Here is a 24,220-nt window from a genome sequence, read left to right on the forward strand (position 1 = left end):
GGCCTCCTCGGGGTCAGTCCGCCGCGCCGGCGCGCAGCGGGCCGGGCGCCGGACCGGTCAGCGTCGTAGGGTCGATGCTCCAGGCGCCGGCCACCCGGAACACGTCGCGCTCGGCCACCAGCACAGTGGACTCGTCGTCCAGTGTGCCGGGCAGGCCGGCCTCCCGCTCGGCCGGGCCGGGCTCCCCGAACCACGAGGTGACCTCGCCGGTCTGGCCGACGTACCCGAAGGCGCGCACGAGATCACCTTTCACCGCGCGCTGCCACCGGTGCAGCTCGGTGACCCGGTGGGTCGCGAAGTACTGCACCTCGGTGTCGAGCGCGGTGGAGAGCGCCACCACGTCCGGGCCCGGGGCGATCAGCCAGTGCCCGGCAGCCAGCACCCACGCGGTGTCCCGGGCGCCGGGCAGCGGCGGGGTGACCACCACCCGGTCGCCGGTCAGGTGGGCCAGGTCGAGACCGTCGCGCCAGCGGACCGGGCCGAGATCGCGCAGCCCGAGGGCGGCCAGCACCGCGTCCTGGTCCCGGCCGGCCACCGCGAGCCAGGCCTGCTTGCCGCCGAAACCGGCCATCACGTCCATTTCCATGTCCGCAACGCTATCCGGTTGTCCGATTATGACCAGCCGTAATCCCGCTGGAGCTTGGCCGCCACCTGACTGAACCGGGGCCGGTCCAGGATGGCGCCCTCCCGGCGGATGCCGTCCTCCTCGACTTCGAGGACCCGGTCCAGGCGCACCCAGCTGGGGCGCTCGGTGCGGTCCCACTCGCCGGCGCCGAGGGCGAGCCAGTTGCGCTGGCCGTCCCGCTCGTTCTGGCTGGACAGCATCAGGCCGAGCAGCGTGGCACCCTCCCGGCCGACGACCAGGACCGGGCGGTCCTTCCCCTGATCGGGGTCGTCCTCGTAGGGCACCCAGGTCCAGACGATCTCGCCCGGGTCGGCGTCGCCGTCGAGGTTCGGGGAGTACGCGATGGTGCGGGTGCTGTGCTGCTCGGTGGGGACGTGGCGCGGAGGCCGCCGCCGGTGCGCCAGGACGGGCGGCTTCGGCGACGCGTCCGAGCGCGGGGACGGGGCGGGTTTCGGGGCGGCCGGCTTCGGCGCGGCGGGGGCGGCCGGCTTCGGCGTGACGGGGGCGGGCGATTGGCGCGCGGGGGGCGTGGCCGGCCGGGTGCGACCGGTCTGCTTCGGCGCCGGCGGGGCTGGCTGCTGGGCCGGCTCGCCCAGGATCCGGCGCAGGAGGGATTTCAGCAATTCGAGCACCGCTGAACTTTAACGGTCCACCCGGAACTGTACGGCCGTACAGTATGGCGATACAGTCCCCGGCGACACCGCGAGCCGGGAAGGATGCAGAACATGACGCGCTATGGACCGATGTTCGGGCCGGACTACACGTTCCTCGGAGTGCCCGCCTGCGACTGGCGGGAGCCGGAGTCGTACGCCGACGCGGACGTGGTGATCATCGGCGCCCCGTTCGACGGCGGCACCTCGCACCGGCCCGGCGCCCGGTTCGGCCCGCAGGTCATCCGCGGCACCGACTACCTGGCGCACGACAGCACCCGCCCGCACCTGGCGATGCGGGTCGACGCGCTCGGCACCGACCTGACCGTCAAGGACGCCGGCGACCTGGAGGTGTTCAGCGGCGAGATCGAGCGCAGCTGCCGGACCATCGAGGAGGGCGTCGGCTTCCTCGCCCGCCACGGCGCGATCCCGCTGATCCTGGGCGGCGACCACACGGTGACCTGGCCGGACGTGACCGGGGTGGCCAGCGCGCACGCCCCGGGCCGGATCTCGGTGATCCACTTCGACGCGCACGCGGACACCGGCGACATCGAGTTCGGCTCGCTCTACGGCCACGGCCAGCCGATGCGCCGGCTGATCGAGTCCGGCGCGGTCCGCGGCGACCGGTTCCTGCAGCTCGGGCTGCGCGGCTACTGGCCGGGCCCGGACGTCCTGGACTGGATGGCCGATCAGCGGATGAACTCGTTCCACATGAGCGAGATCGTCGAGCGTGGGCTGGACGCGGTGCTGGACAGCGCGTTCGAGATCGCCATGGACGGCTGCGACGGGGTCTTCCTCTCGGTCGACATCGACGTCTGCGACCCCGGCCACGCGCCGGGCACCGGCACCCCGGAGCCCGGCGGCCTCACCGCCCGGCAGCTGCTCGACAGCGTCTCCCGGATCTGCCACGAGCTGCCGGTGGTCGGGATGGACATCGTCGAGGTGTCACCGCCGTTCGACCACGCGGAGATCACCGCGATGCTCGGCAACCGGGTGGTCCTGGAGGCGCTGTCCGGGATGGCCCGGCGGCGCAAGGACGGCGACGGGCCGCGGTGGAAGCGGTCCACCCCGCTGCTGGAGGGCCGGGGTACGGGTTCCGCGCCGGAGAGCCGCGGGAGCTAACCGGCCGGGGTACGACCGAGCAGCCGGGCCAGCGCGTCCTCCAGCAGCTCCCGTGCGGCGGCCCGGTCGATCGCCGGGTCGCCGAGCACCACCGGCAGGGCCAGCCCGTCGATCAGCGCGAGCACCTGCTGGGCGACCCGCATCGGGTCGTCGGCGGTGATGTTCGCGGCGATCAGCTCACGCCAGCGGCGGTAGTCGTCGAGCACGTCGGCCCGCACCTCGGCGTCCCGCGACGCCCACCGCCAGCTCTCCACCCAGAGCCGCCAGGTGGTGTCGTTGCCCAGGTGGCCGGCGATCGCCAGGAGCCGCTCCCACGGGTCGGTCAGCGGCCGCAGCAGCTCGCCGACCAGCTCCAGCTCACGCTCGGCGGCGTGCCGGAAGACCGCGATCAGCATGTCCTCGCGGGTACCGAAGTAGTACTGCAGGGTGGAGACGCCGACCCCGGTCGCCGCGGTCACGTCGCTGAACCGGGTGGCGTCCGCGCCGCGCGCCGCGACCACCTCACCGGCAGCCGCCAGGACCGCCACCCGCTTAGTCGCCGACCGCCTCACCGGGCATGTCTATCACCCGACGAAGTCCTGGGTCATCCAGGTGATGCCCTTGCTGTCCCGGACCACGCTCAGCCCGATCCGGGTGAAGCTCTTGCTGAGCAGGTTCCGGCGGTGACCGTCGTTCGGCGGCACCTCGGCGAGCATCGAGTCGGTCAGGCCGTTGGCCGCCTTCACCTTGTCGGCGGCGCTGCTGCCGCTGGAGCCGTACCCGATGTTCTCGCCGGCGCTGCTCCAGGACACCCCCTGGGCGCTGAACCGGGTGCCGATGCCGCCCTCACCGGAGCACTGGTGGGACAGGCCGCAGCCGTCGATCATCAGCTGGTTGTGGATCGCCGCCGCCTTGGAGAGTTTGGTGTCCAGGGTGAGCGCGGGCAGGCCCTCGTCGGCGCGGGCCGCGTTGATGTGGGCCAGTACCTGGTCGAGGATGGTGTCCTCGGTGGCCGGCACGTCGGGCACCGCCTGGGTGGTCTTCTTCGTCGAGGTCCGCCTGGTCGGCGGGGTGGTGACGGTCTTCTTGCTGGCCGTGGCGCGCGGGGTCGGCGAGGCCTTCGAGGTGGCCGACGGCGACGGGGTGCCGGCCGGGGCGGACGACGGCGGCAGCGCGTCGTCGGCGGGCAGCAGGCCGGTGCCGCCGCTGGGCGCGGCCACCGCGGCGAGCGGGACGTCCGCCGACTGCGGGACCGGCTCGTCCGAGGGCCGCTGCATGATGCCGGCGGAGATGAACCCCGCACCGATGACCACGGCTGTCGAGCCCGCCACCAGGGTGTATCGGAGACGGGCGGCAGCGGAGAGCGACACGGATATTCACCTCGGTGAGTCGGGCAGGGGACGACGCCCCACGACTATGCGCGACCGGCCGGGTGAGTTCCGCAGACGAAAGGATTCCTTAAGGTACGGCTCACAGACTCATAAAGATCACCGGACTTCAAGATCAAATTCGCCGGAGCGTACGCCGTCCAGGAAGGCGCTCCACTCGGCACGGGTGAAGACCAGCGCGGCGCCGCCCGGGTCCTTGGTGTCCCGCAGCGCCACGATGCCCGGCAGGTTGGTGGCCACCTCGACGCAGTCGCCCCCGTTGCCACCGCTCCGGCTGCTCTTGTGCCAGACGGCACCGGTCAGGTCAGCCATCGCTCTCCTTGATGATCTTGCCGATGAGGTCATCGGAATCGGACTGGCTCAGCGCGGCCGCGTCCAGGGCGGCCCAGATCGTCTCGTAGGTCTCGACTTCGGCGAGTTTATCCAGGTAGAGCGCGCCGGTGAGATTCTCGCAGTAGATCGTGGTGGGCTCCGGTGACGCCGTCCCGACCGCCGGGAACTCCAGGATGGTGAACTGCCCCGAGCTGGCGGCCTGGTGCGGGCCGACGCCGAACGGGATCACCCGGACGCTGATGTCCGGCCGGGTGGAGACGTTCACCAGGTGGGCCAGCTGCTTCTGCATGCCCAGAGTGTCGGCGATCGAGCGGCGCAGCACCCCCTCGTCGATGATCACCTCCAGCCGGGGCGGCCGGGGCCGGGCCCGGCGCAGCAGGGACTGCCGCTCCAGCCGGACGGCCACCGCGTTCTCCACCGCGGCCGGGTCGTCGCCGTGCCACCGGCTGAAGACGAACTCCGCGTACTCCCGGATCTGCAGCAGGCCGGGGATCACGCTGGGGGCGAACTGGCGCAGCCGGGACGCGGCCTGCTCCATCCCGACGTAGAGCTCGAACCAGCCGGGGACGACATCGCCGTAGGCGTGCCACCAGCCCTTGGCCTTGGACTCTTGGGCCAGGCCGATCAGCACCTCGGTCATGTGGCCGGGCGCGCCGTACACCCCGCACATGGCGATCACGTCGTGCTTGCGGACCGGCACCTCGCCGTTCTCGATCCGGTACATCCGGGCGCGGGAGAACTCCAGCTCCTGCGCCGCGGCCATCAACGAGATCCCGGCCTGCTCACGCAACTGCCGCAGCAGCCGGCCGACCTGCCGTCTCGGTACCGTCGACCCCGTCTCGGACATGCCGGCGACCTCCTCCCCGCTGCACGGCGCCCCGCCTGGCGCCGTGTCTGATCGCCTCGCCGCCCCGCCGGTGTCGGCGTCCGGGTACCTCGACGTCCCGGTGTCCCGATGTCCCGGTGCCTCGTGCCCCGGTGTCCCGGTGTCTCGAACGAGACGATCCGAACGCCTGCATCGAGACGGCGAGAATCCATTTGCGAGATTCTCGCCATGGCGGCTTGAGTCCGAGCCTAAGGCACGCCAGGCTCCATTGTGTAGTCGCCAGATCGCAGAAGGTAAGGGATACGCATGCTCGTGCCGCGGACCGAACACGTCGGTGAGCGCCCCATGTGGGACTGCCGGGTCTGCGGCCGGCCGTGGCCGTGCGCCACCGCCAAGGTCGAGCTCGCCGAGCAGTACCAGAAGTTCCCGCACGGCCTCGCCGTCTACCTCGGCTCGTGCCTGATCGAGGCGATCGACGACTGGGCGGCTGGCACCAGCGGGCCGCCCGCCGACCTCTACGAGCGCTTCTTGGGCTGGGCCGACGCGTCCTGAGCCACCTTCGGCCGCAGCACGCGGTAGAGCTGGGTGTCGTCGAGCGTGGTGTAAAGGGTCTGATCGGCTCCGGTCATCACCACCCACGGGCAGGCCTTGTCGGCACCGTCCAGGGTGGCTTCGGCGATCTTGCGGCGGGTGGCCACCTCGTACAGGCTCAGCCGGTAGCGGCCGACCTTCAGCGGGAGCTTGGCCTTGCCGTCGCCGGGGCAGTCCTTGACCTTCGCGCCGCCGCCGATCAGATCCAGACACGCGACCAGCTGGGCCTTGGCCGGGGCGGGCGCCCAGGTGCGCTGCGCGAGCTTCGAGCCGTAGGCGTACCGGTTCAGCGTCCGGGTGGACCGCTGGTCCAGGTCGAGCCGGTCCCGGGCGCTGATCACGATCGGGTGCGGGGCCTTGCCGCGGTACTTCGGGGCAGCCGGGAAGTAGGTGTTCCCGCACACCTGGTCCAGGTCGGTGGCGCCGCGGACCGGGCGGGCGGCGGCCTGCGGGACGACGCTCCCGGTCGGGGACGCCGAGGTGGCCGGGACGACCGGCGCCACCACGCCGCCGGTCCCGCTGCCCGCGAGCGGCGCCGAGCCGCCGTCGCCGCCGATCACCGCCCACACCCCCAGAAGCACCAGGACCGCTGCGACACCTCCGGCAGCCAGTGCGGCACGGCCCGTCACCAAGTTTTTCGTACGCCCGGAGCGCGCACCGCCGTCGGCCTGCGCAGCCGCGACCTCCTCGGCCGCCTCGGGCCGTTCGGGTTCGGCTGGTCGCGGCTGAGCCTGCTTCTCCCCCACCGGGGCAACCTTGTTCCGCATGGCGTTGACGGCCGCCACGGGAAGAATCCTGGTGACCGAGTTGTCGCCGGGCGCACTCTCCGGCGCGGCCGGGCGATCCCGCTTCGCGGTGGCGGAGCGGAGAAGCGCGATCATTTCCGGACCGAGCGGCTCGGTCTCGGCCGGCTCTACCGGTGCTTCCGGCGCTTCCTCTACCGGCGCTCCCGGCGCTTTCGGTGCTTCCGGCGCTTTCGATGCCTCCGGCGCTTTCGGTGCTTCCGGCGCTTCTGTTGCTTCGGGCGCTTCTGCTTCCGGCGCCGACTCGGCTTTGATCTGCACCGCCTGGTCAGTCACAGCCGGGGTCGGCTCGGCGTCATTCGGTGCGACCGGGTCCGGGTCGGATCGGGTCGGGGCGGCCTGATCGGCTGCGGGCTCGGGCGCCGGGTCCGGCGCCGGGGTGCCGGGTTCGGGTGTTGCGGTGCCCGCGGTTTGCGGCATCGGCTTGTTCGCCGGTGCCGGAGCCGGCTGTTCCGCCGTCACCGGTGTGGTCGCGGTGCCCTCCTCGGTGCCCCGCGGCTCCCCTGCCTGCGCCATCGTTCGCTCCCCAGCCCCATCCGAGGCGGCGAACTATACCGACCGGTAACCCTTACGTCACCGGGTGCGCGCCGCCGGTGACGCGGCCGTCCGGTAACGATCAGAACGCGTAGGGACCGAACCGGCCCCAGGCCACCACCGCGGCCAGCACCAGCAGCACCAGGCTGGGCAGCAGCGCCTGGCTCTCCCCGCGCCGCGCGTGCACCACCACCGCGCCGATCATGGTGAGCACCAGCCCGAGCGCGGCGAGCGGCACCAGCACCGGAACGATGTCCAGCGCTGCCGGGAGGATCAGGCCGATCGCGGCGAGCACCTCCAGCACGCCGATCAGCTTGACCTGGCCGGCGCTGAAGTCCGCGGCCCAGCCCATCCCGGACGCGACCAGCTTCTCCTTGGGCTGCGACACCTTCATCGCCCCGGCGGCCAGGAAAGCGGCGGCGAGCAGGCCCGCGATGATCCACAGAACAACGTTCATGATCCCTCTTTCACTTCAACAGTTGAGCGAAAGCTAGCCTCATTCACTTAAACATGCAAGCGATGTGCGGTTAAACGCTTGAGCTATGCTCGGGGGATGGAGACATCCGAGCCACGGTGGCTGAGCAGCGAGGAACGCGAAACGTGGCTGGTCCTGATGAGCCTCTTCATGCGGCTCCCGTCGGCGCTCGACACGCAGTTGCAGCGCGACGCCGGCCTGAGCCATTTTGAGTACGGGATTCTGGCCGGCCTCTCCGAGTCCCCCGGCCGGACCCTGCGGATGAGCACCCTCGCGGTCCTCGCCGAGGGCTCCCTCGCCCGGCTGTCGCAGGCCGTCGGCCGCCTGGAGAAAAGGGGCTGGGTCCGCCGGACGCCCGACCCGGAGGACGGGCGCTACACGCTGGCGGTGCTCACCGACGACGGCTGGGACAAGGTGGTGGCGACCGCGCCGGGGCACGTGGCGGAGGTCCGTTCGCTGGTCTTCGACCAACTGACCAAGGCGCAGACCCGCCAGCTCCGCGACATCGGCCGCCGCATCATGCGCGCCGTCGACCCGGACGACCCGTGCGGCGCCACCCGGCCCGCCCCAGCAACCACCGACTGACCCCGTCCGCGACGCTCCGCCCGCCGGGTCCTCGCTGCCGCCGCGGCGCTCCGCCCGCCGGGTCCCTCGCTGCCGCCGCAGCGCTCCGCCCGCCGGGTCCCTCGCTGCCGCCGTAGCGCTCGATGCCGCCGGGGCACGCGCTGCCGGCCCGGTGACAGCTCCACCCCGGGCACTGGCCGCGTCACTCGTCCGGCGGGAGCAGGGCACCGCCCGGTTTCGACCGCTCGTCGGCCGGTTGGTTCGGCGAGGGCGGCTTGATTCTGCTGCGTTCTCACGGTGGGCGCGGGCGTGGAAGCGCCGGCCGCGGCGGGGCTACGGCGTACCGGGAAGCGCCGGCCACGGCGGGGCTACGGCGTACCGGGAAGCGCCGGCCACGGCGGGGCCTACGGCGTACCGGGAAGCGGTCTGGCCTTGAACCGAGCGGGCCTGTGGCGGGCGGCGGCCCTGGCCGGGGACGACCTTGTCCCCTGGTCCCCCGGCGGGCCCTCGGCGGGCCGCTGTGGTTGGGTGGAATGGTGACATTCGGGTGGATGGAGCTGCCGGCGGAAGCGGTCGACGTGGCGGCGAAGGAGCTGCTCGGGTGGCGGCTCAGCGCCAACGGGGTGACCGTGCGGCTGACCGAGGTGGAGGCTTACAGCGGGCTCGGGGCGGATCCGGCCAGCCATGCGCATCGCGGGGTGACGCATCGGAACGCGGTGATGTTCGGGCCGGCCGGGCGGCTCTACGTCTATCAGATCTACGGGATGCATTTCTGCGCCAACATCGTCTGCGGCGAGCAAGGGCGGGCGGCGGCGGTCCTGCTCCGGGCCGGGGAAGTGGTGGACGGGCTGGAGATCGCCCGGTCCCGCCGGACCGCGGCTCGCAAGGACGTCGATCTGGCGGCCGGGCCGGCCAAGCTGATGCAGGTCCTCGACCTGAACCGGAGCGCCAACGACACGTCGGTGGTGGACGGGAGCGGGCCGGCGACGCTGACGCCGCCGGAGAGCGCGGTCGGCATGATCGAGGCGGGGCCCCGGGTCGGGGTGACCGCGGCCCATGACGTGCCCTGGCGGTTCTGGTTGGCCGGCGATCCGACGGTGAGCGCCTATCGGCGGCACACGCCGCGGAAGCGCGCCGCGCGGGCCTGACAGCGACCGGGGCGCGCCTTTCCTGACGGTGACACCAAGGTGTGGACCGTGGTCCGGGGAGCGGCCTGCCGGGGTCAGGGCCAGAGCAGCTCCCTTTGCCAGGCGTCGGCGGATCGGCGGTATCGGAGCCGCACGTGCCGGCGACCGGCGTCGCCCTGCCAGAATTCGATGCTGGCCGGCACCAGCGAATACACCGTGTGGCCGGGATCGATCGTGTCCGGGTCGGCTTGCACGGCCCGCTCCGCAGCGGCGAGCGCGTGCTCCAGGTCCGCGGGATCCGCCAGCACCTCGCTCTGCTTGCTGGCCAGGCTCGCCGCCCGGGAGGCGGTGGTCCGGGCGCGGAAATCACGGGCGGACGCCTCCCGATCCAGGGGCAGGACCTTGCCGCGTACGCGGATCTGGCGGCCCTGTTCCCGCCAGTAGAAGCCGAGGGCGGCGGCCGGATGGCGCGCCAGCTGCCGGCCCTTGGCGCTGCCCGAGTCGGTGGCGAACTGCCAGCCCTGCGCGTCGACCTCGCGCAGGAGCAGGATCCGGGTGTCCGGGAGGCCGTCGGCGTCCACGGTGCTGAGCGTCATCGCGTGTGGCTCCAGCACTCCGGCCGTTACGGCGTCGGCGAGCCAGGAAGCGAACAGCTCGTGCGGATCGTCCGGCGCCTCGCCCGCCGCGAACCCGGGAAGAGGCCGGGCGAACACCGGCACGCCGCGCAGCAGATCACGAATGCTCACCCTCCGATCCTGCCGCACGGCACGAATCCTCACTCCGATCACTGCCGCACGGCGCTGGGCGGCCGATCCGAGAAATGTCGGACGGTCCTGGTAGGACAACGGGCATGGAACGGCCTCGGGTGGTGGTGTCGGTTTCGGCTTCGGTCGACGGGCGGGTGGCGCTGCGCCGTGACCAGCTGCTGGTGCGGGAGGACGCGGCCGCGGTCTGGCAGTCGCTGCGGCCGCCGGGGGTGCAGGCGGTCGAGGAGGACGACCGGCGACGGTTCGGGGCGCAGGTGATCCTGGAGGGCAGCGGGTCGCTGGTGCCGGAGACCGCCGGTCCGGTCGATGGGCTGCCCGAGCCGGCCGAGCCCGTCGAGGTCCTGCGCGGCGATCATGTGCCGGATCGGCACGACCGGTGGTTCGCCGTGGTGGACGGGCGGGGGCGGGTGCGCTGGACGATGACCAGCGACGGCGAGTCGCATCTGCTCGTGCTGGTGTGCCGGGCCACGCCGCCGGCCTATCTGGCGCAGCTGCGCCGCCAGCGGATCGCCTATCTGGTCGCCGGCGACGAGCGGGTCGATCTCGGCGCGGCGCTGGGCCGGATGCGGGAGCGGCTCGGCGTCACCCGGGTGATGTCCCAGGGCGGCGGCGGGATCAACGGGGCGCTGCTGCGGGCCGGCCTGGTCGACGAGTTGTGGCTGACCGTCCTTCCGGTGGCGATCGGCGGGCGGGGCACACCGTCGGTCTTCGACGGTGTGCCCCTCGCCGACGGGGCGGAGCCGGACCGGCTGCGCCTGCTCAGCACGCACGCGGCAGCCGACGGCACGCTCCGGTTGCACTATGCGGTGGAGGTGCCGGTCACCGTGGACTGAGGGAGCCAGGGCGGACGGCGCGGTCGGCCACACATCACCCCTCGGCGGCGGCGCCGGCCGCTGAGGGGGTGGGAGAGGCTGCCCCGATGGCGCGTGTCATGAGGTCGGCGGCCGCGTCACTCCCCCGTGAAGGGCGAAGAGGTCAGCGGCCGCGTCACTCCCGGTGAACAGGCGAAGAGATCGGCGGCCGCGTCACTCCCGGTGAACAGGCGAAGAGATCGGCGGCCGCGTCACTCCCGGTGAACAGGCGAAGAGATCGGCGGCCGCGTCACTCCCGGTGAAGGGCGAAGAGGTTGGCGACCGCGTCACTTCGGGTGGGTGAAGCGGGCGGTGGCCACGTCACCCTCGGGTGAGGATGAAGCGGGCGGTGGCCGCGTCACTCGCGGGTGAGGGTGAAGACGCCGAGGCGCTGGGTGGGGCGGGTCAGGGCTACGTAGAGGTCGTTGGCGCCGCGGGGTGAGCCGGTCAGGATGTCGTCCGGGTCGACCACCACGACGGTGTCGAACTCCAGGCCCTTGGCCTGCGGGACGGTGAGGAGGACGGCGTGGTCCTCCAGGTCCGGGGACGGGCCGCTGGTGAGCGCGGGCAAGGCGGCGGCGAGGGTCTCCTGGAGATCCGGCGGGGCGATCACGGCCAGGCGACCGGCACCGGTCGCGCCGGCCTCGTCCGCTGCCCGGGTCAGCAGGTCGATCTCGTTCGCGACCCGGGCCACCAGGTCGGGCAGGGAGCCGGTCGCCTGCCAGGGCGGGACGCCGGTGGAGCGGACCGGCCGGGGCGGGACGATCGCCGGGTCGGCGGTGGCCAGGCGGTCCCGGGTGTAGTCCATGATCTCGGCCGGGGTGCGGTAGCTGACCGTGAGCTCGGCCAGCCGCCAGCGGTCGGCCACGTAGGGCGCGAGCACCTCGGACCAGGCGGCCGGCGCGCCGAGGCTGCCGGTCTGCGCCAGGTCGCCGACCACCGTCATGGAACGGCTCGGGCAGCGGCGCATCAGCAGGCGCCAGGCCATCGGGGAGAGTTCCTGCGCCTCGTCGACGATCACGTGGCCGAAGACCCAGTTCCGGTCGGCGGCGGCGCGTTCGGCGGCGGTGCGGTGTTCCCGCTCGGCGAGGCGGTCGGCGAGCATGTCGGCCTGCATGATGTCGGCGATGTTCGGGATCGCCGCCTCGTCGTCGTCCTCCAGCTCGTAGGACTTGGAGCCGGCCGTGATGTCCAGGACGCCCTGCGCGTAGGCGAGCCGGATCGCCAGCTCCCGGTCGGCGGCGGCGCGGGCCGCGCGGTCGTCCTCGCCGAGCAGTTCGGCGGCTTCGTCGAGGAGCGGGACGTCGGCCGGTGACCAGCCGCCGCCGGGCTCCCGCCGGAGCAGCTCACACTCGGCGCGGGTGAGCAACGGAGCGCCGGCGGAGGCGGGTGCGTCCGCGAGCGGGGACAAGGAGGCGGGTGCGTCAGCGAGCGGGGACAAGGAGGCGCCGGCAGAGGCGGGAGTGTCCGCGGGCCGGGACAAGGGGCTGAGAGCGCTGGCGGAGGTGGAGGCGGGCGGGGGCGTGGCGGCGGAGGCGGAGGCGGGCGGGGACGTCGCGGCAGGGGTGGAGGCGGGCGGGGGCGTGGCGGCGGAGACGAGGGCGTCGACGGAGGCGTACAGGGAAGTCAGGAGATCGGCGGGCGTGAGCACCGGCCACAGTGCGTCGACAGCGGCCCGGACCAGCGGGTTTGTCGCCAGGTCGGCGCGGATGTCGGCGCGGTCCGCCTCGTCGAGGAGGTTCGGTGAGGTGAGGGCGTCGTCGGCGCCGAGCGGATCGTCCCAGAACGGGTCGTCGCCGATCCGGTCGGCGACCTGGGCGGCGAGCACGTCCAGCACGCCGGTCTCGAAGATCGGGCGGGCCAGGTTGTGGCGCAGGCCGGAGGCGCGGGCGCGCTGCCGGGCCGGTTCGCAGTCGGCCGCGGTCAGGCGCAGCACCTGCCCGTCGACCTCGATCTCGATCGGCTCGGCGGGCACCCGCTGCCGGTCCCGGACCGCGCCGGCGAGCACCTCGACCATCGCGGCCCGGCCTTTCACCTCGGCGGTGGCCGGCGGTTCCGGGCGGTGCGCGGCGAGCCCCGGGTGCAGGTCGCCCATCGTGGCCAGCAGCACGCCGGTCTCCGCGAGGGACGGCAGGACCTGGGAGATGTAGTGCAGGAAGGTGGCGTTCGGTCCGACGATCAGGACGCCGCGGGCGGCGAGCTGCTCACGGTAGGTGTAGAGCAGGTAGGCGGCCCGGTGCAGCGCGACCGCGGTCTTGCCGGTGCCCGGGCCGCCCTGGACGACCAGCACGCCGCCCGGTTCGGCGCGGATCACCCGGTCCTGCTCGGCCTGGATGGTCTCCACGATGTCGCGCATCCGCCCGGTCCGCCGGGCGTCCAGGGCGGCGATCAGCGCGGCCTCGCCGACCACGCTGCGGTCCCCGGCCGCGTCCAGGTCGAGGATCTCGTCGTTCAGCTCGACGACGGTCCGGTCCCGGGTGCGGATGTGCCGGCGCAATGTCACGTCGTACGAGGTGATCGCGGTGGCCACGTAGAACGGGCGGGCGGCCGGCGCGCGCCAGTCGACCAGCAGCGGGTGGTCGGCGTCGTGGATGCCGATCCGGCCGATGTGCAGCCGGTCGCCGTCGCGCAGGTCGAGGCGGCCGAAGCAGAGGCCGTGCTCGACGGCGTCGTACTGGGCGAGGCGCTCGGCGTACCCGTAGGCCACGGTGTCCCGCATCGAGCGGGCCTCGGTGGTGCCGCCACCGTTGCGCTGGGACTCGGCGAGCCGGTCCCGGGCCTGCGCCCGCAACTCGTCGAGGCGGCCGTAGATCACGCTGAGGTGGGATTGTTCCTCGGCGAGGCTTGACAGACTTGACACCGTGGGCCTCCGAACGTATTCTGATAGTGGTTCTCCCGGCTCGCCGCACGAAAAGTCGCGGCAATCCGCCAGGCTAGCAGAGTTTCGCGCCCCCGTCCGCGGGTAGCCGCGCGGAATGACATCGCAGGCCACCGTCACCTTCATCGGCAACGCCACCACTCTGCTCCGGCTCGGCGAGTTCACGCTGCTCACCGACCCCGCGTTCGGGCACGCCGGCAGCCGCGTGCATCTCGGGTACGGGATGTGGACCCGCCGGCTCACCGACCCGGCCATGACGTACGCCGACCTGCCCACCCCGGACGCGGTCCTCCTCTCCCACCTGCACGGCGACCACTTCGACCGGGCCGCCCGCCGGACCGTCCCGCGCGACCTGCCGATCCTCACCACCCCGCAGGCCGGACGGCGGCTGCGCCGGAACTGGCCGGGCGTGCGAGGACTGCCGGTCTGGGACGCCCACGAGTGGCGGCGGGGCGGGCAGACGCTGCGGGTCACCGCGCTCCCCGGCCGGCACGGCCCGGGCCTGTTCGACCGGCTGCTGCCGGACGTGATGGGCTCGCTGATCGAGTGGGAGCAGGACGGCGAGCCGCTGACCCGGCTCTACATCACCGGCGACACCCTGTACCGGCCGTTCCTCGGCGAGATCCGGGAGCGCTGCGGCGAGATCGACGCCATGCTGCTGCACCTGGGCGGCACCCGGATCCTCGGGCTGCTGGTCACCATGGACGGCCGGCAGGGCGCCGCGCTGACCCGGCTGATCCAGCCGCGGGTGGCGCTGCCGATCCACTACGACGACTACCGGGTGATGAAGTCGCCGCTCAGCGACTATCTGGTGCGCTGCCGGGAGGGGGTGCACCCGCTGGTCCGGGGCGAGACCTACGACGTGCCGCTCCGGGTGCGCTGAAACCACCCCCGGGCGGCCGGGCGGGCACTAGCGTCACCGGTGATGATGTCGCGTCGAGGGCTGCTCTGGTACAGCGTGCTGTGCGGGGCCGGGGTGCTGTGGTCGGGCGGGCTGTGCGTCGCGCTCGCGCTCGGGCAGCGCCCGGTGCACTCGGTGGTCGCGGTCGGGATGGCGGCGCTGCTGACCGTGCCCGGGTTCGCGGCCGGCATCCTGGCGAACCGGCGCGCCTACCGCACCCAGCAGCCCTGGCGGCTGTGGAGCCTGTCGTCCTGGGTGCCGCCACACGTGCCGGTCTGGGCGGCGATCACGGCCGGGCTGGTCTTCTTCGCGTTCTGGCTGGGGATCGTGCTGGCCTTCGTCCAGCTGGACGGCAACCCGGAACGCCGCGACGGGCAGTATGTGCTGAACGACCACGACAAGATCACCGTCGTCTCCGAGGCGACCTACCGCCGGCAGCTCGACCACGAGCAGCAGATCTCGCTGTCCGTGCTGGGCGCCTTCGCGGTCGGCGGCGCCTTCCTGTGCGCGGCCCGGGCCACCGACCACGAGAGCTGAGCGCTGTTAGCATCCCGTTTCATTTGTTCATCGAACGGGACGACTTTGCGACGACTTCCCCTCCTGGCAGCGACGATCGCCGTGCTGCTGCCGGTGACCCTGGTGAGCACCACCGGGTCGGCCTCGGCCGCCTCGGGCAAGCTCACCGTCAAGACATACGACCGGGCCGGCAAGGTGTTCCGCGCCTCCGTGCAGATCATCGACCTGGCCACCAACCAGAGCTGGACCGTGCCCAGCTTCAAGGCGAAGACCCTGCGGAAGGGCACCTACGCCGTCATCACCGACATGTGGAACCCGCACGACGGCACCGACGCGCTCGGCACCGACACCCTGGGCGCCACGATCGTGAAGGTCGGCACCAAGGCGGTCAGCACCACCATCGACGCCCGCCGGGGCAGGCCGGTCCAGGTGCGACTGGACCGGGCGCCCGGCGCCCCGTTCGAGCAGACCGTCCGCGCGGCGATCTGCGCCGGGGACAGCGCGCCGATCAACGTCGCGGCGTGGAACCACCCGGGCAGACTCTTCGTCATCCCGAACGGCTCCAAGAAACTGCGATTCGCCTACGCGTCGGCGTGGCAGGACGGCTTCTCCAGCGATCTGTGGATGGTGTCCGCCCCGGCCCGGCGCACCGTCCCGGCCGGGGTCAGCCGCACCTTCGCCGCGTCCTCGCTGGCCACCGTCGCCGCCTGGGCGCGGCGGGGACCGGCCGGCGGCGACCGGGTGCGCGTCGAGATCCAGGAGAAGACCGAGTGCCACCCGGGGTACGGCGTCTCGACCCAGCTGGAGACGACGCCGGGTGTGGTCCGGCTCCACGCGACGTCCGGCAAGTGGACGCTGACCGCCGACTGGTCCGGGGTCACCCGCACCGGTGAGTCGCCCACGGTCGGCTTCGACACCCGGACGTTGTCACTGGCCGCGGGCCGGTCGTACAGCCGGTGGTTCTTCAATGCCGGCTGGGGGCCCGGGGTCCAGCTGCCGGAGATGACCGCGTCCCGGTTCCGGTTCACCGCGGATCACATGTTCACCGAGCCGGCCAACCCGGGCGCGTTCGAGGCCAGCCAGAAGTCGCTGGTCACGCTGTACGACAGCAAGCACCGGGTGGTCAAGAAGCAGACCCGGCTGACCTGGGGCGACCACGACCCGAGCTTCTCCGCGAAGATCAAGAGCAAGGGGTGGTACACCCTGCGGGTGGACGCCCAGCGCTATCGGCCCGGCCTGGTCTACCCGGCCGACCTGCTCTCCCCCACCACCCAGGCGGTCTTCCGGATGAAACTGGATCCGAAGGCGAAGCCGCGGGTCGCCGACGTGATCCTGCCCCGGCTGGTGCCGACCGGCCTGAGCGTGCGCAACCAGGGCCGGCCCGGCGGGACCACGGTCGTCCAGATCCGCCCGGACCGGCAGACCTACGACCCGGACCTGGCGCTCGGCAAGGTGACCGCGAAGAGTGTCGTCCTGCAGGCGTCCTACGACGGTGGCCGGACGTGGCGGTCGATGCCGGTCAACCGGACCGGCGGCACCTGGCAGGCCACCGTCAGCAACCCGGCGAGCGGGGCGGTCACCCTGCGCAGCCGGATCACCACCACCAAGGGGGCGTACGCGCAGGTGACGATCACCCGCGCGTACACCGTCGGCTAGGTCAGGCCGGCGCGCTCTCCTTGCGGATCTTCGACGAGCCGCGGCCGACCGACCAGCCCTGGACCCACTTGACCGTGGTGTCCTTCCTGGTGCGGTCGGCCAGGTGGTACCAGTCCATCCGGCAGCGTGACCGGGTCACCTCGAGCACGCCGTAGCCGTGCCCGTCGGTCTCCACCCACCGCACGTGCGGGTTGGTGGCCCGGATCAGGCTGGCGGCCAGCAGGCTGAGCGGGCCGCCGGCCGCGGTGCCCAGATAGTCGTTGATGTTGTCGCTGGTCACCGACGGGACGACGAACTCGGCCGCGGCCGGGTTGGCGGGTCCGGTGTCCTTGGTGGTCAGCTCGTTGGCCCAGCTGGTGTGGATGTCGCCGGTGAGGAAGACGACGTCCTTGGTCCGGTGCGCGCGCAGCGTGTCGACCAGGCGCTCGCGGTCGGCGTTGTAGCCGTCCCACTGGTCGGCGTTGATCACCACGCCGTTCTGCGGGACGCCGATCAGCTCGCCGAGCGGGCCGAGCAGCCAGGCCGGCAGGGTCAGCACGTCGAGCCGGGAGATCATCACCGGGTTGCCGACCAGCTTCCAGATCGCGGTCGAGCCGACCAGCCCGTCGGTGAGCCAGGACAGCTGGCCGGCGCCGGCGATGGTCCGGTCCGGGTCGTCCACGTCGGCGCCGTCCGCCTGCTCCGATCGGTACGTCCGCAGGTCCAGCATGGACAGCTCGAACAGGTCGCCGTACCGCAGCCGGCGGTAGATGTGCCCGTCGGCGGCCAGCCGCACCGGCATCCACTCGGCGTAGGCCTGCCGGGCGGCCGCGACCCGCGCGGCGAAGTCACCCTCGGCGCCCGGCGTGTGGTTCTCCGCGCCGCCGCTCCACATGTCGTTGGCCACCTCGTGGTCGTCCCACGTGATGATCCACGGAACCGAGGCGTGCAGCGCCTTCAGGTCCGGGTCGGTCTTGTAGAGCGCGTGCCGGGTCCGGTAGTCGGCCAGGGTCAGCGTCTCGTGCTCCGGGGCGGTCCGGCGGACCACCTTGCCCCCGGCGTCGAACTCCCCGGTGCCGTACTCGTAGAGGTAGTCGCCCAGGTGGATGACCAGGTTCAGGTCGCCGCGCTCGGCCAGGTGCCGGTAGGCCGAGAACCAGCCGGCCTCCCAGTTCGCGCAGCTGACCACGCCGGCCCGGAGCCGGGCGACGGCGTCGGCGGCGGCCGGGGCGGTCATCGTGCGGCCGGTCGGCGACCAGGTGCCGGCCAGGCCGAAGCGGTACCAGTAGGTGGTGGCCGGGCTCAGCCCGTCAACGTCGATCTTGACCGTGTGGTCCCGGTCCGGTCCGGTGGTGACCGTGCCGGAGCGCACCACGGCGCCGAAGCCGGCGTCGGTGGCGACCTGCCAGGTCACCTCGACCTGCGGGCCGAGGCCGGAGGCCGGCGTCGACTCCGGGGTCGGGGTGACCCGGGTCCACAGCAGGATGCCGCCGGGCAGCGGGTCGCCGGAGGCGATCCCGTGCTGGAAGACGGCGTCGGCCGCCGCGGCGGCCGAGGGCAGTGCGGCGGCGGCGACCGCGCCGGCGCCGGCGGACAGACCGGCGAGCAGGACGGTACGGCGGTCGACCGCAGCGTTGGGGAGGACAGTCATGCGGTTCTCTCTAGCAGAGCCAGAGACCGACATGAATCCGATCAGTCGGATGTTCGACGCGCCTTCACCGGACGAGCCGTAAGTTAACTCGCCGGTAGCTCAGGCGGCCCGGTCGAGCACCACCGCGGGCGCCGGCGGCGAGTCCTCCGCGGCGAGGGCGCGGGCGGCGGAGGCCGCGAACGTCTCCGCGGCGTTGATGGCCTGGGCCGCGACCGCCCGGCGCTCACCGAACTGGACCCGCCGGGCAGCGGCCAGCTCCGCGCGCAGCCGCAGCATCGTGCTGAGACAGTCGTCCATCAGTGTCAGCATCTGATCGTGCATGGAGAGCCTCCGAATCCCACGCACCGCGTTGGTAACCCGAAGTCGACTGTACGTTTACTTTTTGTTTTCTCGGTTAGGACGATGTGAAATCCCGAGTCCCGGGACCCGGGACACCCGCAAAGATCATCCGCCGCGGTGGATGACAGCGCCGGGAGCGCACCCACCGCCGCAGGCAGCGGGGCGGATGTGCCAAAAACCGCCGGGCTCAGCCCACCTCGGCCAGCGCCGCCTCGATCGCGTCGCCGGCGGCCGGCGCGTAGAGGTGCTCGTCGCTGCGCGGGCACAGACCGGTGGCCTCGAGCGCCTGCCGGACGTGCCCCTCGGCGTTGACCACCTGATAACCGTGACCGCTGCGCAGCGCCCGGGTGTACCCGACCAGCAGGACCTCGATGCACTCGCTGCCGATCAGGTCCACGTCGGCCATGTCGACGATGATCCGGGCGCCGCGCGCCCGGTCGAAGGCCTGTCGCAGCTCCCGGCGCAGCTCGGTGCCGGACCTCCGGTCGAAACAGCCCCGCAGGTGCAGGAAGACGGTCGACTCGGCCTTGCCGGAACGGTGGATCACACAGCGCACTTCGCCCATGCCGTCCGGTCTACCGGGGAGATGTGTACGGGCGGCCAACGGGACGATAAGACGACCACCACGGGCCTGAGGTGTGGGTCACGGCGTCTACCGTGTGGCGGTGGAGATCGAACTCTGGTCGGTGGTCGCCGAGCCGGAGGCGCTCGCCCTGGCCGGACCGGGGGCGACGCTGCTGACCGGTACGGACGCGGCCTTCGCGGTCGGCGCCGACACCCTGGTGGTGATCGGCCGGTCGGACAGCGACGCGGCGATGGTGCTCTCCGAGCCGTTCCCGGAGCTGGTCGAGCAACGGCTGGCCGGGATGCTGCGGCCGGCCGTGCACGCGTTCGCCCGGCTGCCCGGGGGCTGCCTGGCGCTCGGCATCGCACGGGACACCGAGCTGAGCTACCGGCGCGGGGCGCTGCACGACATCCGGCTCCGCTTCGAGACGCCGATCCCACCCGACCTGCTCGGCCAGGCCACCCCCGGACTCGACTGGCTGGACCTGGCCGGGCACGACCCGGTCGGCGCGATGGAGCGGTTCATCGCCGGCTGGTACGCCGGAATCGAGCCGGCCGGGGAGCTGCCGGCGGTCACCGGCCCGGCCCCGCTGCGCGCCTTCCACCGGGCCGCCGCCGGCCGCCCCGAGGTCTACGGCCGGTCCTGCCGGATCTTCGCCGAGCCGCTGCCCGGACATCCGGACGGCCTGCTCACTTTCGGCCAGGAGGGTGACGGGGTCTTCACCCTGCTGATGGAGTCGCAGGGCGCTGACCCGCGGGTCTTCTACGACGGGCTCAGCGACCGGCTGCTCCCGGAGCGCGAGCGGCTCGCCGGCTACCTGCTGCAGGCCACGCTGGCCCGGGCCGCGATGGATGGCCCGCTCGGCGGGATGGCGTTCGTCGACCGGCCGCAGGCCCGCCGGGTGATCGCCCCGCTGCGCCGGGTGCCGCTGCGGCCGATGCGCTGGCCGTCGCTGTTCACCCGGTGCTACGCCGGGCCGGGCATGGTGGTGGTGATCGGCGAGGACGACGCCGACTGGTACGAGATGTACGTCGGCGTCCGCCAGCCCGGCCTGCTCCGCCGGCTGCGCAAGCTCGGCCTGGACTGGGAGTCGTTCACGGACGGCTGACCAGCTCGTCCCGGGCCGCGGTGAGCTCGGCGATCGCGGCGCTCAGCGAGTCGCCGCCGGGGCCGTCGCCGGCCAGCTCCCGGGCCGCGCCGAGCAGCCGCAGCGTGTCGGTCATGGTGGCGGCGACCGAGCTCACCCGGTGGGTCAGGTCGTCGCGCAGCATCTGGAGCAGAGGTTCGTCCACGGACCACCCCATCGGTCGGCGCGGCGGTGACTGAAGCAACCCGGCTTTCCGTTCATCGCGCCGCGGATTCATGGACAAGTCGTTCGTCGACGAGGTGACCGTGGCGAGCCCGCAGGCGGTGATCGTGGACGGGCTGATCGGGATCACCCGGGGGCTGCGGATCACCCGGTCGCCGACGGTGTGGAGACGGCTGACCAGGCCGAACGTCTGCACCAGGCGGGCTACCGGTTCGCCCAGGGATATCACTTCGCGCGCCCGTTGACCGAAAGCGACGTGCTGCTCCTGCTCGGCCGTCCCAGCACGCGAGAAACTCGACAATCTCAACTGATTTAGTAGACAAGGTGGGCGATCGTCGAGCAGACTTCCGCCCATGGATCTGACCATGGCTCTCGCCGGACTGGGCGTCGGCATCATCGTCGGCCTCACCGGCATGGGTGGCGGCGCGCTGATGACGCCGATCCTGGTGCTGTTCTTCGGCATCAACCCGGTCGCCGCGATCGGCAGCGACCTGGTCGCCAGCGCGATCATGAAGCCGTTCGGCGGCGCGGTGCACGCCCGCCGCGGCACGGTGAACTGGACGCTGGTGGCCTGGCTCTGCGCCGGCAGCGTGCCCAGCGCCTTCCTCGGCGTGCTGCTGCTGCGCGCCTTCGGCGACGACGAGTCGCTCCAGCACGGCGTCAAGATCGCCCTGGGCGTGGCGCTGCTGCTGGCCGTCGGCGGCATGCTGCTCAAGGCCTGGATCAGCCGCCGGGACGGCGACGGCCCGGCCGCCCCGATCACCGTCCGCCCGGTCCCGACCCTGCTGGTCGGCATCATGGGCGGCCTGGTCGTCGGGCTCACCTCGGTCGGCTCCGGCTCGCTGATCATCGTGGCGCTGCTCGCGCTCTACCCGATGCTGCGCGCCAACGACCTGGTCGGCACCGACCTGGTCCAGGCCATCCCGCTGGTCACCGCGGCCGCCCTGGGCCACATGCTGTTCGGCGACATGAGCTGGGGCATCGCCGGCGCGGTGGTGCTCGGCTCGATCCCCGGCGTGCTGATCGGCTCGCGGATCTCCTCGCGGGCCCCCGGCGGGCTGGTCCGGTCCGCGCTGATCATCGTGCTGCTGGCCAGCTCGCTCAAGCTGTTCGACCTGTCCACCCAGGTGGTCGGCGTGGTGACCGGCGTCGCGCTGGTGGCGGCGATCGTGCTCGGCGTGACCAAGCCGTTCCGCAAGGCGCCCGCCGAGCAGCCGGAGCGGGAGACCGTCCCGGTCTGACACTCATCTCGCCCCCACCCCCGCCGATCTTTAACAGGGGCGGTGGAAGGAGGGCCGGATGAGCGTCCGCCGGAAACTTCTGGCGGGTTACCTGGTGGTGGCCTGCCTGGTCGCCGCGACCGCGGCCACCGCCTGGTACACCGACATGTCGTCGGCGCGCCGGACCGCCGCCAAGGAGGCCGCGCAGCTGGCCCGCGGCATCGGCAAGGACATCGCCCTCGGGCTGTCGGTGGACAATCCGGGCGAGGTGATCAACCCGCTCTTCTACAGCCCCGAGGCGCTGGCCAACTACATCGAACGGCTGCACGAGACCCAGCACCGGGACGTCGTCGCGGTGGACATCGGCAAGTACATCCTCGGCGACGCGGTGCCGGAGAACGTCGGCTCGGTCTTCGACCACGACATCGGCAACCAGGTCGGCAAGACCATCGCCGACGGCAGATCCCGGACCTTCGTCGAGGTCAGCGCGGACTACCCGGACGGCATCAAGCAGGTCGTGGTGCCGATGCGGGGCAGCGGCAACCAGACCCTGGGCGCGGTGATCCTGGAGTACACCCCGCTCTACGACGAGATGATGGCATCCGCCCGGCGGGCACAGACCGTCATCCTCAGCGCCGCCGCGGCAGCGTTCCTGCTGGTCCTGCTGCTCGGCTGGGTGCTGGCCGGCTCGCTGACCCGGCGGATCACCTCGCTGACCACCGCGGTCGGCGTGATCCGCACCGGCGACTACACGCACCGGGTCCCGGTCGAGGGCCAGACCGACGAGATCGGCCGGCTGGGCCGCGCCGTCAACGCGATGGCCCAGCAACTCGACGAGTCGGCCCGGGAGATCCTGGCCAAGGAGTACACCGACAGCATCCTGGCCAACGCCGGTGAGGGCATCTGCGGGCTGGACCCGGAGGGCCGGATCAGCTTCGCCAACGAGGCCGCCGGGCGGATCACCGGGCTCGGCGTGGCCGGGCTGCTGCACCGGGAGGTGGCGGCGCTGCTGCCGGAGTCCGGCGACGGGCTCAGCCCGGGTACCCGCGAGGTGTCCCTGCAACGGCCGGACGGCACCAGCGTCCGGGTCGAGTACACCGCCAGCCGGATCCGGAAGGCCGGCCGTACCCTGGGCGCGGTCATCGTGCTGCGCGACGTCAGCCGGCAGCGCGCCCTCGAACACGACCTGCGGCACCAGGCCCTGCACGACGGGCTGACCAACCTGCCGAACCGCAAGCTGCTGCTCGACCGGCTGGAGCACGCGCTCACCCGGTCCCGGGCCACCGGTGAACCGCTCGCCGTGCTCTACCTGGACCTGGACGGGTTCAAGCGGGTCAACGACAGCCTCGGGCACAACGCCGGCGACATGCTGCTGCGCACCGCCGCCGAGCGGCTGACCGGCGCGCTGCGCCCGCTGGACACCGTGGCCCGGCTCGGCGGCGACGAGTTCGCCGTGCTGCTCGAGGACGCCGACCAGGCAGTCGTCGACCGGCTGGCCCGGGCCTGCCTGGAGACCCTGTCCCGGCCGTTCCTGATCCACAACCGGGAGGCGCTGGTCTCGGTGAGCATCGGCGTGGTGCCCGACGCGGCGCACTACGCCGACGCCGACGAGGTGCTGCGCAACGCCGACGTGGCCATGTACGCGGCCAAGGACCAGGGCAAGAACCGCTACCTGACCTTCGAGACGCAGATGCACGAGCAGCTGCTCGACCGCCTCGACCAGGAGGCCCGGCTGCGCGACGCGGTGCACCGCGGCGAGCTGCGGCTGCACCTGCAGCCGGTGGTCGGCGTGGCCGCCGGGCAGATGGCCGGCGCCGAGGCGCTGGTCCGCTGGCAGGACCCGGAGCAGGGGCTGCGGATGCCCGGCTCGTTCATCCCGCTCGCCGAGGAGACCGGCGCGATCGTGGAGATCGACCGGTGGGTGCTGCTGGAGGCCTGCCGGGCGGTCAAACGCTGGCAGGACGAGGATCCGGCGACCGCGCCGGCCTGGGTCAGCGTCAACCTGTCCGCCGCGCACCTGGAGGTGCCGGACCTGACCGACCAGGTGGCCCACGCGCTGTCCAGCACCGGGCTCTCGGCGCACTGCCTGGTGCTGGAGCTGACCGAGACGGTGCTGATGCGCGACCTCGCGGTGACCGCGGCCCGCCTCGACGAGCTGCGCGAACTCGGCGTCAAGATCGCCATCGACGACTTCGGGACCGGTTACTCGTCGCTCGGCTACCTGCGCGACATCCCGGTCGACGTACTGAAGATCGACCGCTCGTTCATCGACGGCCTGGTCGGCAACGGCCGCCAGCAGGAACTGGTCAACGCGGTGATCCAACTCGGTCACACGCTCGGCCTGCGGGTGGTCGCGGAGGGCGTCGAGGAGGCCTCCCAGCTGACCCTGCTGACCGTGATGGGCTGCAAGTTCGCCCAGGGCTACCACCTGGGCCGCCCGGAGCCGGCCGCCGACCTCTACAGCCGCCTGGCCACCCCGGCCCTGCACGGCTGAGGCCGCTTCCACCCCTTTCCGGTACGCCCGGAGCACTCCCGGGCACCGATGACGCCGCGGTCCCGGCACGTCCGGCG

Annotated in this window: 25 protein-coding genes; 11 read left to right on the top strand and 14 right to left on the bottom strand. The window is 72.5% G+C overall.

All coding sequences use genetic code 11. The annotated features are described in order from the left end of the window. Nucleotides 1-13: 13 nt before the first annotated feature. Together BJY16_RS43985 and BJY16_RS49085 are read right to left on the bottom strand one after the other, a co-directional pair. Complete coding sequence (locus tag BJY16_RS43985) at nucleotides 14-586, bottom strand: hypothetical protein (protein ID WP_185045625.1); 573 nt, start codon at nucleotides 584-586, stop codon at nucleotides 14-16. 26 nt (nucleotides 587-612) lie between these two features. Next, nucleotides 613-1,257: a type II toxin-antitoxin system PemK/MazF family toxin gene (locus BJY16_RS49085; RefSeq protein ID WP_373873415.1), complete on the bottom strand. Its 645-nt coding sequence runs from the start codon at nucleotides 1,255-1,257 to the stop codon at nucleotides 613-615. 93 nt (nucleotides 1,258-1,350) lie between these two features. Between BJY16_RS49085 and speB the strand changes: the two genes are divergently transcribed. Further along, nucleotides 1,351-2,397 (top strand): agmatinase, encoded by a 1,047-nt coding sequence (speB, locus tag BJY16_RS43995; protein WP_185045626.1) that lies wholly within the window; start codon nucleotides 1,351-1,353, stop codon nucleotides 2,395-2,397. On the opposite strand, the gene BJY16_RS44000 is transcribed toward speB, so the two are convergent. The 4 genes from BJY16_RS44000 to BJY16_RS44015 form a co-directional block, all read right to left on the bottom strand. Continuing rightward, nucleotides 2,394-2,948, bottom strand: coding sequence for a TetR/AcrR family transcriptional regulator (locus BJY16_RS44000; protein WP_185045627.1), 555 nt, complete (start codon nucleotides 2,946-2,948; stop codon nucleotides 2,394-2,396). The genes speB and BJY16_RS44000 overlap by 4 nt on opposite strands. Before the next feature lie 12 nt (nucleotides 2,949-2,960). Further along, nucleotides 2,961-3,746 (bottom strand): CAP domain-containing protein, encoded by a 786-nt coding sequence (locus tag BJY16_RS44005; protein WP_185045628.1) that lies wholly within the window; start codon nucleotides 3,744-3,746, stop codon nucleotides 2,961-2,963. 117 nt (nucleotides 3,747-3,863) lie between these two features. After that, entirely contained in the window at nucleotides 3,864-4,076 is a 213-nt protein-coding gene (locus BJY16_RS44010; protein WP_185045629.1) for a DUF397 domain-containing protein, read from the bottom strand. Next, on the bottom strand, nucleotides 4,069-4,944 hold the full coding sequence (locus BJY16_RS44015; RefSeq protein ID WP_185045630.1) for a helix-turn-helix domain-containing protein: 876 nt from the start codon (nucleotides 4,942-4,944) through the stop codon (nucleotides 4,069-4,071). Before BJY16_RS44015 ends, BJY16_RS44010 begins: the two co-directional genes overlap by 8 nt. Nucleotides 4,945-5,229: 285 nt before the next feature. Here BJY16_RS44015 and BJY16_RS44020 point away from each other — a divergent pair, with 285 nt between their 5' ends. Beyond that, nucleotides 5,230-5,475 carry a hypothetical protein gene (locus BJY16_RS44020; protein ID WP_185045631.1) on the top strand — a complete coding sequence of 82 codons (246 nt, stop codon included), beginning with the start codon at nucleotides 5,230-5,232 and terminating at the stop codon, nucleotides 5,473-5,475. Here the strand turns inward: BJY16_RS44020 and BJY16_RS44025 are convergent. Beyond that, complete coding sequence (locus tag BJY16_RS44025; RefSeq protein WP_185045632.1) at nucleotides 5,439-6,095, bottom strand: hypothetical protein; 657 nt, start codon at nucleotides 6,093-6,095, stop codon at nucleotides 5,439-5,441. The genes BJY16_RS44020 and BJY16_RS44025 overlap by 37 nt on opposite strands. A gap of 838 nt (nucleotides 6,096-6,933) precedes the next feature. Further along, entirely contained in the window at nucleotides 6,934-7,308 is a 375-nt protein-coding gene (locus BJY16_RS44030; protein WP_185045633.1) for a DoxX family protein, read from the bottom strand. Between the two features lie 96 nt (nucleotides 7,309-7,404). Here BJY16_RS44030 and BJY16_RS44035 point away from each other — a divergent pair, with 96 nt between their 5' ends. After that, on the top strand, nucleotides 7,405-7,911 hold the full coding sequence (locus BJY16_RS44035; protein WP_185045634.1) for a MarR family winged helix-turn-helix transcriptional regulator: 507 nt from the start codon (nucleotides 7,405-7,407) through the stop codon (nucleotides 7,909-7,911). A 530-nt stretch (nucleotides 7,912-8,441) separates the two neighbouring features. After that, nucleotides 8,442-9,038: a DNA-3-methyladenine glycosylase gene (locus BJY16_RS44040; protein ID WP_239176804.1), complete on the top strand. Its 597-nt coding sequence runs from the start codon at nucleotides 8,442-8,444 to the stop codon at nucleotides 9,036-9,038. A 74-nt stretch (nucleotides 9,039-9,112) separates the two neighbouring features. On the opposite strand, the gene BJY16_RS44045 is transcribed toward BJY16_RS44040, so the two are convergent. Further along, entirely contained in the window at nucleotides 9,113-9,763 is a 651-nt protein-coding gene (locus BJY16_RS44045) for a pyridoxine/pyridoxamine 5'-phosphate oxidase (RefSeq protein WP_185045636.1), read from the bottom strand. Nucleotides 9,764-9,867: 104 nt separating this feature from the next. On the opposite strand from BJY16_RS44045, the gene BJY16_RS44050 reads away from it, so the two are divergent. Then, the gene (locus tag BJY16_RS44050) at nucleotides 9,868-10,617 is read left to right on the top strand and encodes a RibD family protein (protein WP_185045637.1); all 750 of its coding nucleotides are present in this window, start codon (nucleotides 9,868-9,870) and stop codon (nucleotides 10,615-10,617) included. Between the two features lie 376 nt (nucleotides 10,618-10,993). On the opposite strand, the gene BJY16_RS44055 is transcribed toward BJY16_RS44050, so the two are convergent. After that, complete coding sequence (locus BJY16_RS44055) at nucleotides 10,994-13,495, bottom strand: ATP-binding domain-containing protein (protein ID WP_239176806.1); 2,502 nt, start codon at nucleotides 13,493-13,495, stop codon at nucleotides 10,994-10,996. A gap of 115 nt (nucleotides 13,496-13,610) precedes the next feature. Between BJY16_RS44055 and BJY16_RS44060 the strand changes: the two genes are divergently transcribed. From BJY16_RS44060 to BJY16_RS44070, 3 genes are read left to right on the top strand one after another with little or no spacing between them, the layout of a single operon-like run. Next, entirely contained in the window at nucleotides 13,611-14,396 is a 786-nt protein-coding gene (locus tag BJY16_RS44060) for an MBL fold metallo-hydrolase (protein ID WP_185045638.1), read from the top strand. A gap of 42 nt (nucleotides 14,397-14,438) precedes the next feature. Further along, the gene (locus BJY16_RS44065; RefSeq protein WP_185045639.1) at nucleotides 14,439-14,951 is read left to right on the top strand and encodes a hypothetical protein; all 513 of its coding nucleotides are present in this window, start codon (nucleotides 14,439-14,441) and stop codon (nucleotides 14,949-14,951) included. A gap of 45 nt (nucleotides 14,952-14,996) precedes the next feature. Beyond that, nucleotides 14,997-16,586, top strand: coding sequence for a hypothetical protein (locus tag BJY16_RS44070; protein WP_185045640.1), 1,590 nt, complete (start codon nucleotides 14,997-14,999; stop codon nucleotides 16,584-16,586). 1 nt (nucleotide 16,587) lies between these two features. On the opposite strand, the gene BJY16_RS44075 is transcribed toward BJY16_RS44070, so the two are convergent. The 3 genes from BJY16_RS44075 to BJY16_RS44085 form a co-directional block, all read right to left on the bottom strand. Next, nucleotides 16,588-18,216, bottom strand: coding sequence for an alkaline phosphatase D family protein (locus tag BJY16_RS44075; RefSeq protein ID WP_185045641.1), 1,629 nt, complete (start codon nucleotides 18,214-18,216; stop codon nucleotides 16,588-16,590). Between the two features lie 99 nt (nucleotides 18,217-18,315). Beyond that, nucleotides 18,316-18,525 carry a hypothetical protein gene (locus BJY16_RS44080; protein WP_185045642.1) on the bottom strand — a complete coding sequence of 70 codons (210 nt, stop codon included), beginning with the start codon at nucleotides 18,523-18,525 and terminating at the stop codon, nucleotides 18,316-18,318. Between the two features lie 217 nt (nucleotides 18,526-18,742). After that, nucleotides 18,743-19,120, bottom strand: coding sequence for an STAS domain-containing protein (locus tag BJY16_RS44085; protein ID WP_185045643.1), 378 nt, complete (start codon nucleotides 19,118-19,120; stop codon nucleotides 18,743-18,745). A gap of 100 nt (nucleotides 19,121-19,220) precedes the next feature. Here BJY16_RS44085 and BJY16_RS44090 point away from each other — a divergent pair, with 100 nt between their 5' ends. Beyond that, nucleotides 19,221-20,228, top strand: a complete 1,008-nt coding sequence (locus tag BJY16_RS44090) for a hypothetical protein (protein WP_239176808.1) — start codon at nucleotides 19,221-19,223, stop codon at nucleotides 20,226-20,228. On the opposite strand, the gene BJY16_RS44095 is transcribed toward BJY16_RS44090, so the two are convergent. Beyond that, nucleotides 20,215-20,412 (bottom strand): hypothetical protein, encoded by a 198-nt coding sequence (locus tag BJY16_RS44095; RefSeq protein ID WP_185045645.1) that lies wholly within the window; start codon nucleotides 20,410-20,412, stop codon nucleotides 20,215-20,217. The two genes, BJY16_RS44090 and BJY16_RS44095, sit on opposite strands and share 14 nt — an antisense overlap. Nucleotides 20,413-20,782: 370 nt before the next feature. Between BJY16_RS44095 and BJY16_RS44105 the strand changes: the two genes are divergently transcribed. Both BJY16_RS44105 and BJY16_RS44110 read left to right on the top strand, forming a co-directional pair. After that, a complete protein-coding gene (locus BJY16_RS44105; protein ID WP_185045647.1) occupies nucleotides 20,783-21,670 on the top strand; it encodes a sulfite exporter TauE/SafE family protein in 888 nt (295 codons plus the stop codon). 58 nt (nucleotides 21,671-21,728) lie between these two features. Then, a complete protein-coding gene (locus BJY16_RS44110; protein ID WP_185045648.1) occupies nucleotides 21,729-24,143 on the top strand; it encodes an EAL domain-containing protein in 2,415 nt (804 codons plus the stop codon). The last annotated feature ends 77 nt before the right edge of the window (nucleotides 24,144-24,220 follow it).

This window comes from Actinoplanes octamycinicus, from assembly GCF_014205225.1.
Lineage (GTDB): Bacteria > Actinomycetota > Actinomycetes > Mycobacteriales > Micromonosporaceae > Actinoplanes > Actinoplanes octamycinicus.

Bases quoted from the DNA above. Each gene is read 5' to 3' on its own strand.
- BJY16_RS43985 (WP_185045625.1), bottom strand. From the start codon at position 586: ATGGAAATGGACGTGATGGCCGGTTTCGGCGGCAAGCAGGCCTGGCTC.
- speB (WP_185045626.1), top strand. From the start codon at position 1,351: ATGACGCGCTATGGACCGATGTTCGGGCCGGACTACACGTTCCTCGGA.
- BJY16_RS44010 (WP_185045629.1), bottom strand. From the start codon at position 4,076: ATGGCTGACCTGACCGGTGCCGTCTGGCACAAGAGCAGCCGGAGCGGT.
- BJY16_RS44015 (WP_185045630.1), bottom strand. From the start codon at position 4,944: ATGTCCGAGACGGGGTCGACGGTACCGAGACGGCAGGTCGGCCGGCTG.
- BJY16_RS44020 (WP_185045631.1), top strand. From the start codon at position 5,230: ATGCTCGTGCCGCGGACCGAACACGTCGGTGAGCGCCCCATGTGGGAC.
- BJY16_RS44030 (WP_185045633.1), bottom strand. From the start codon at position 7,308: ATGAACGTTGTTCTGTGGATCATCGCGGGCCTGCTCGCCGCCGCTTTC.
- BJY16_RS44035 (WP_185045634.1), top strand. From the start codon at position 7,405: ATGGAGACATCCGAGCCACGGTGGCTGAGCAGCGAGGAACGCGAAACG.
- BJY16_RS44040 (WP_239176804.1), top strand. From the start codon at position 8,442: ATGGAGCTGCCGGCGGAAGCGGTCGACGTGGCGGCGAAGGAGCTGCTC.
- BJY16_RS44050 (WP_185045637.1), top strand. From the start codon at position 9,868: ATGGAACGGCCTCGGGTGGTGGTGTCGGTTTCGGCTTCGGTCGACGGG.
- BJY16_RS44060 (WP_185045638.1), top strand. From the start codon at position 13,611: ATGACATCGCAGGCCACCGTCACCTTCATCGGCAACGCCACCACTCTG.
- BJY16_RS44065 (WP_185045639.1), top strand. From the start codon at position 14,439: ATGATGTCGCGTCGAGGGCTGCTCTGGTACAGCGTGCTGTGCGGGGCC.
- BJY16_RS44075 (WP_185045641.1), bottom strand. From the start codon at position 18,216: ATGACTGTCCTCCCCAACGCTGCGGTCGACCGCCGTACCGTCCTGCTC.
- BJY16_RS44080 (WP_185045642.1), bottom strand. From the start codon at position 18,525: ATGCTGACACTGATGGACGACTGTCTCAGCACGATGCTGCGGCTGCGC.
- BJY16_RS44085 (WP_185045643.1), bottom strand. From the start codon at position 19,120: ATGGGCGAAGTGCGCTGTGTGATCCACCGTTCCGGCAAGGCCGAGTCG.
- BJY16_RS44105 (WP_185045647.1), top strand. From the start codon at position 20,783: ATGGATCTGACCATGGCTCTCGCCGGACTGGGCGTCGGCATCATCGTC.
- BJY16_RS44110 (WP_185045648.1), top strand. From the start codon at position 21,729: ATGAGCGTCCGCCGGAAACTTCTGGCGGGTTACCTGGTGGTGGCCTGC.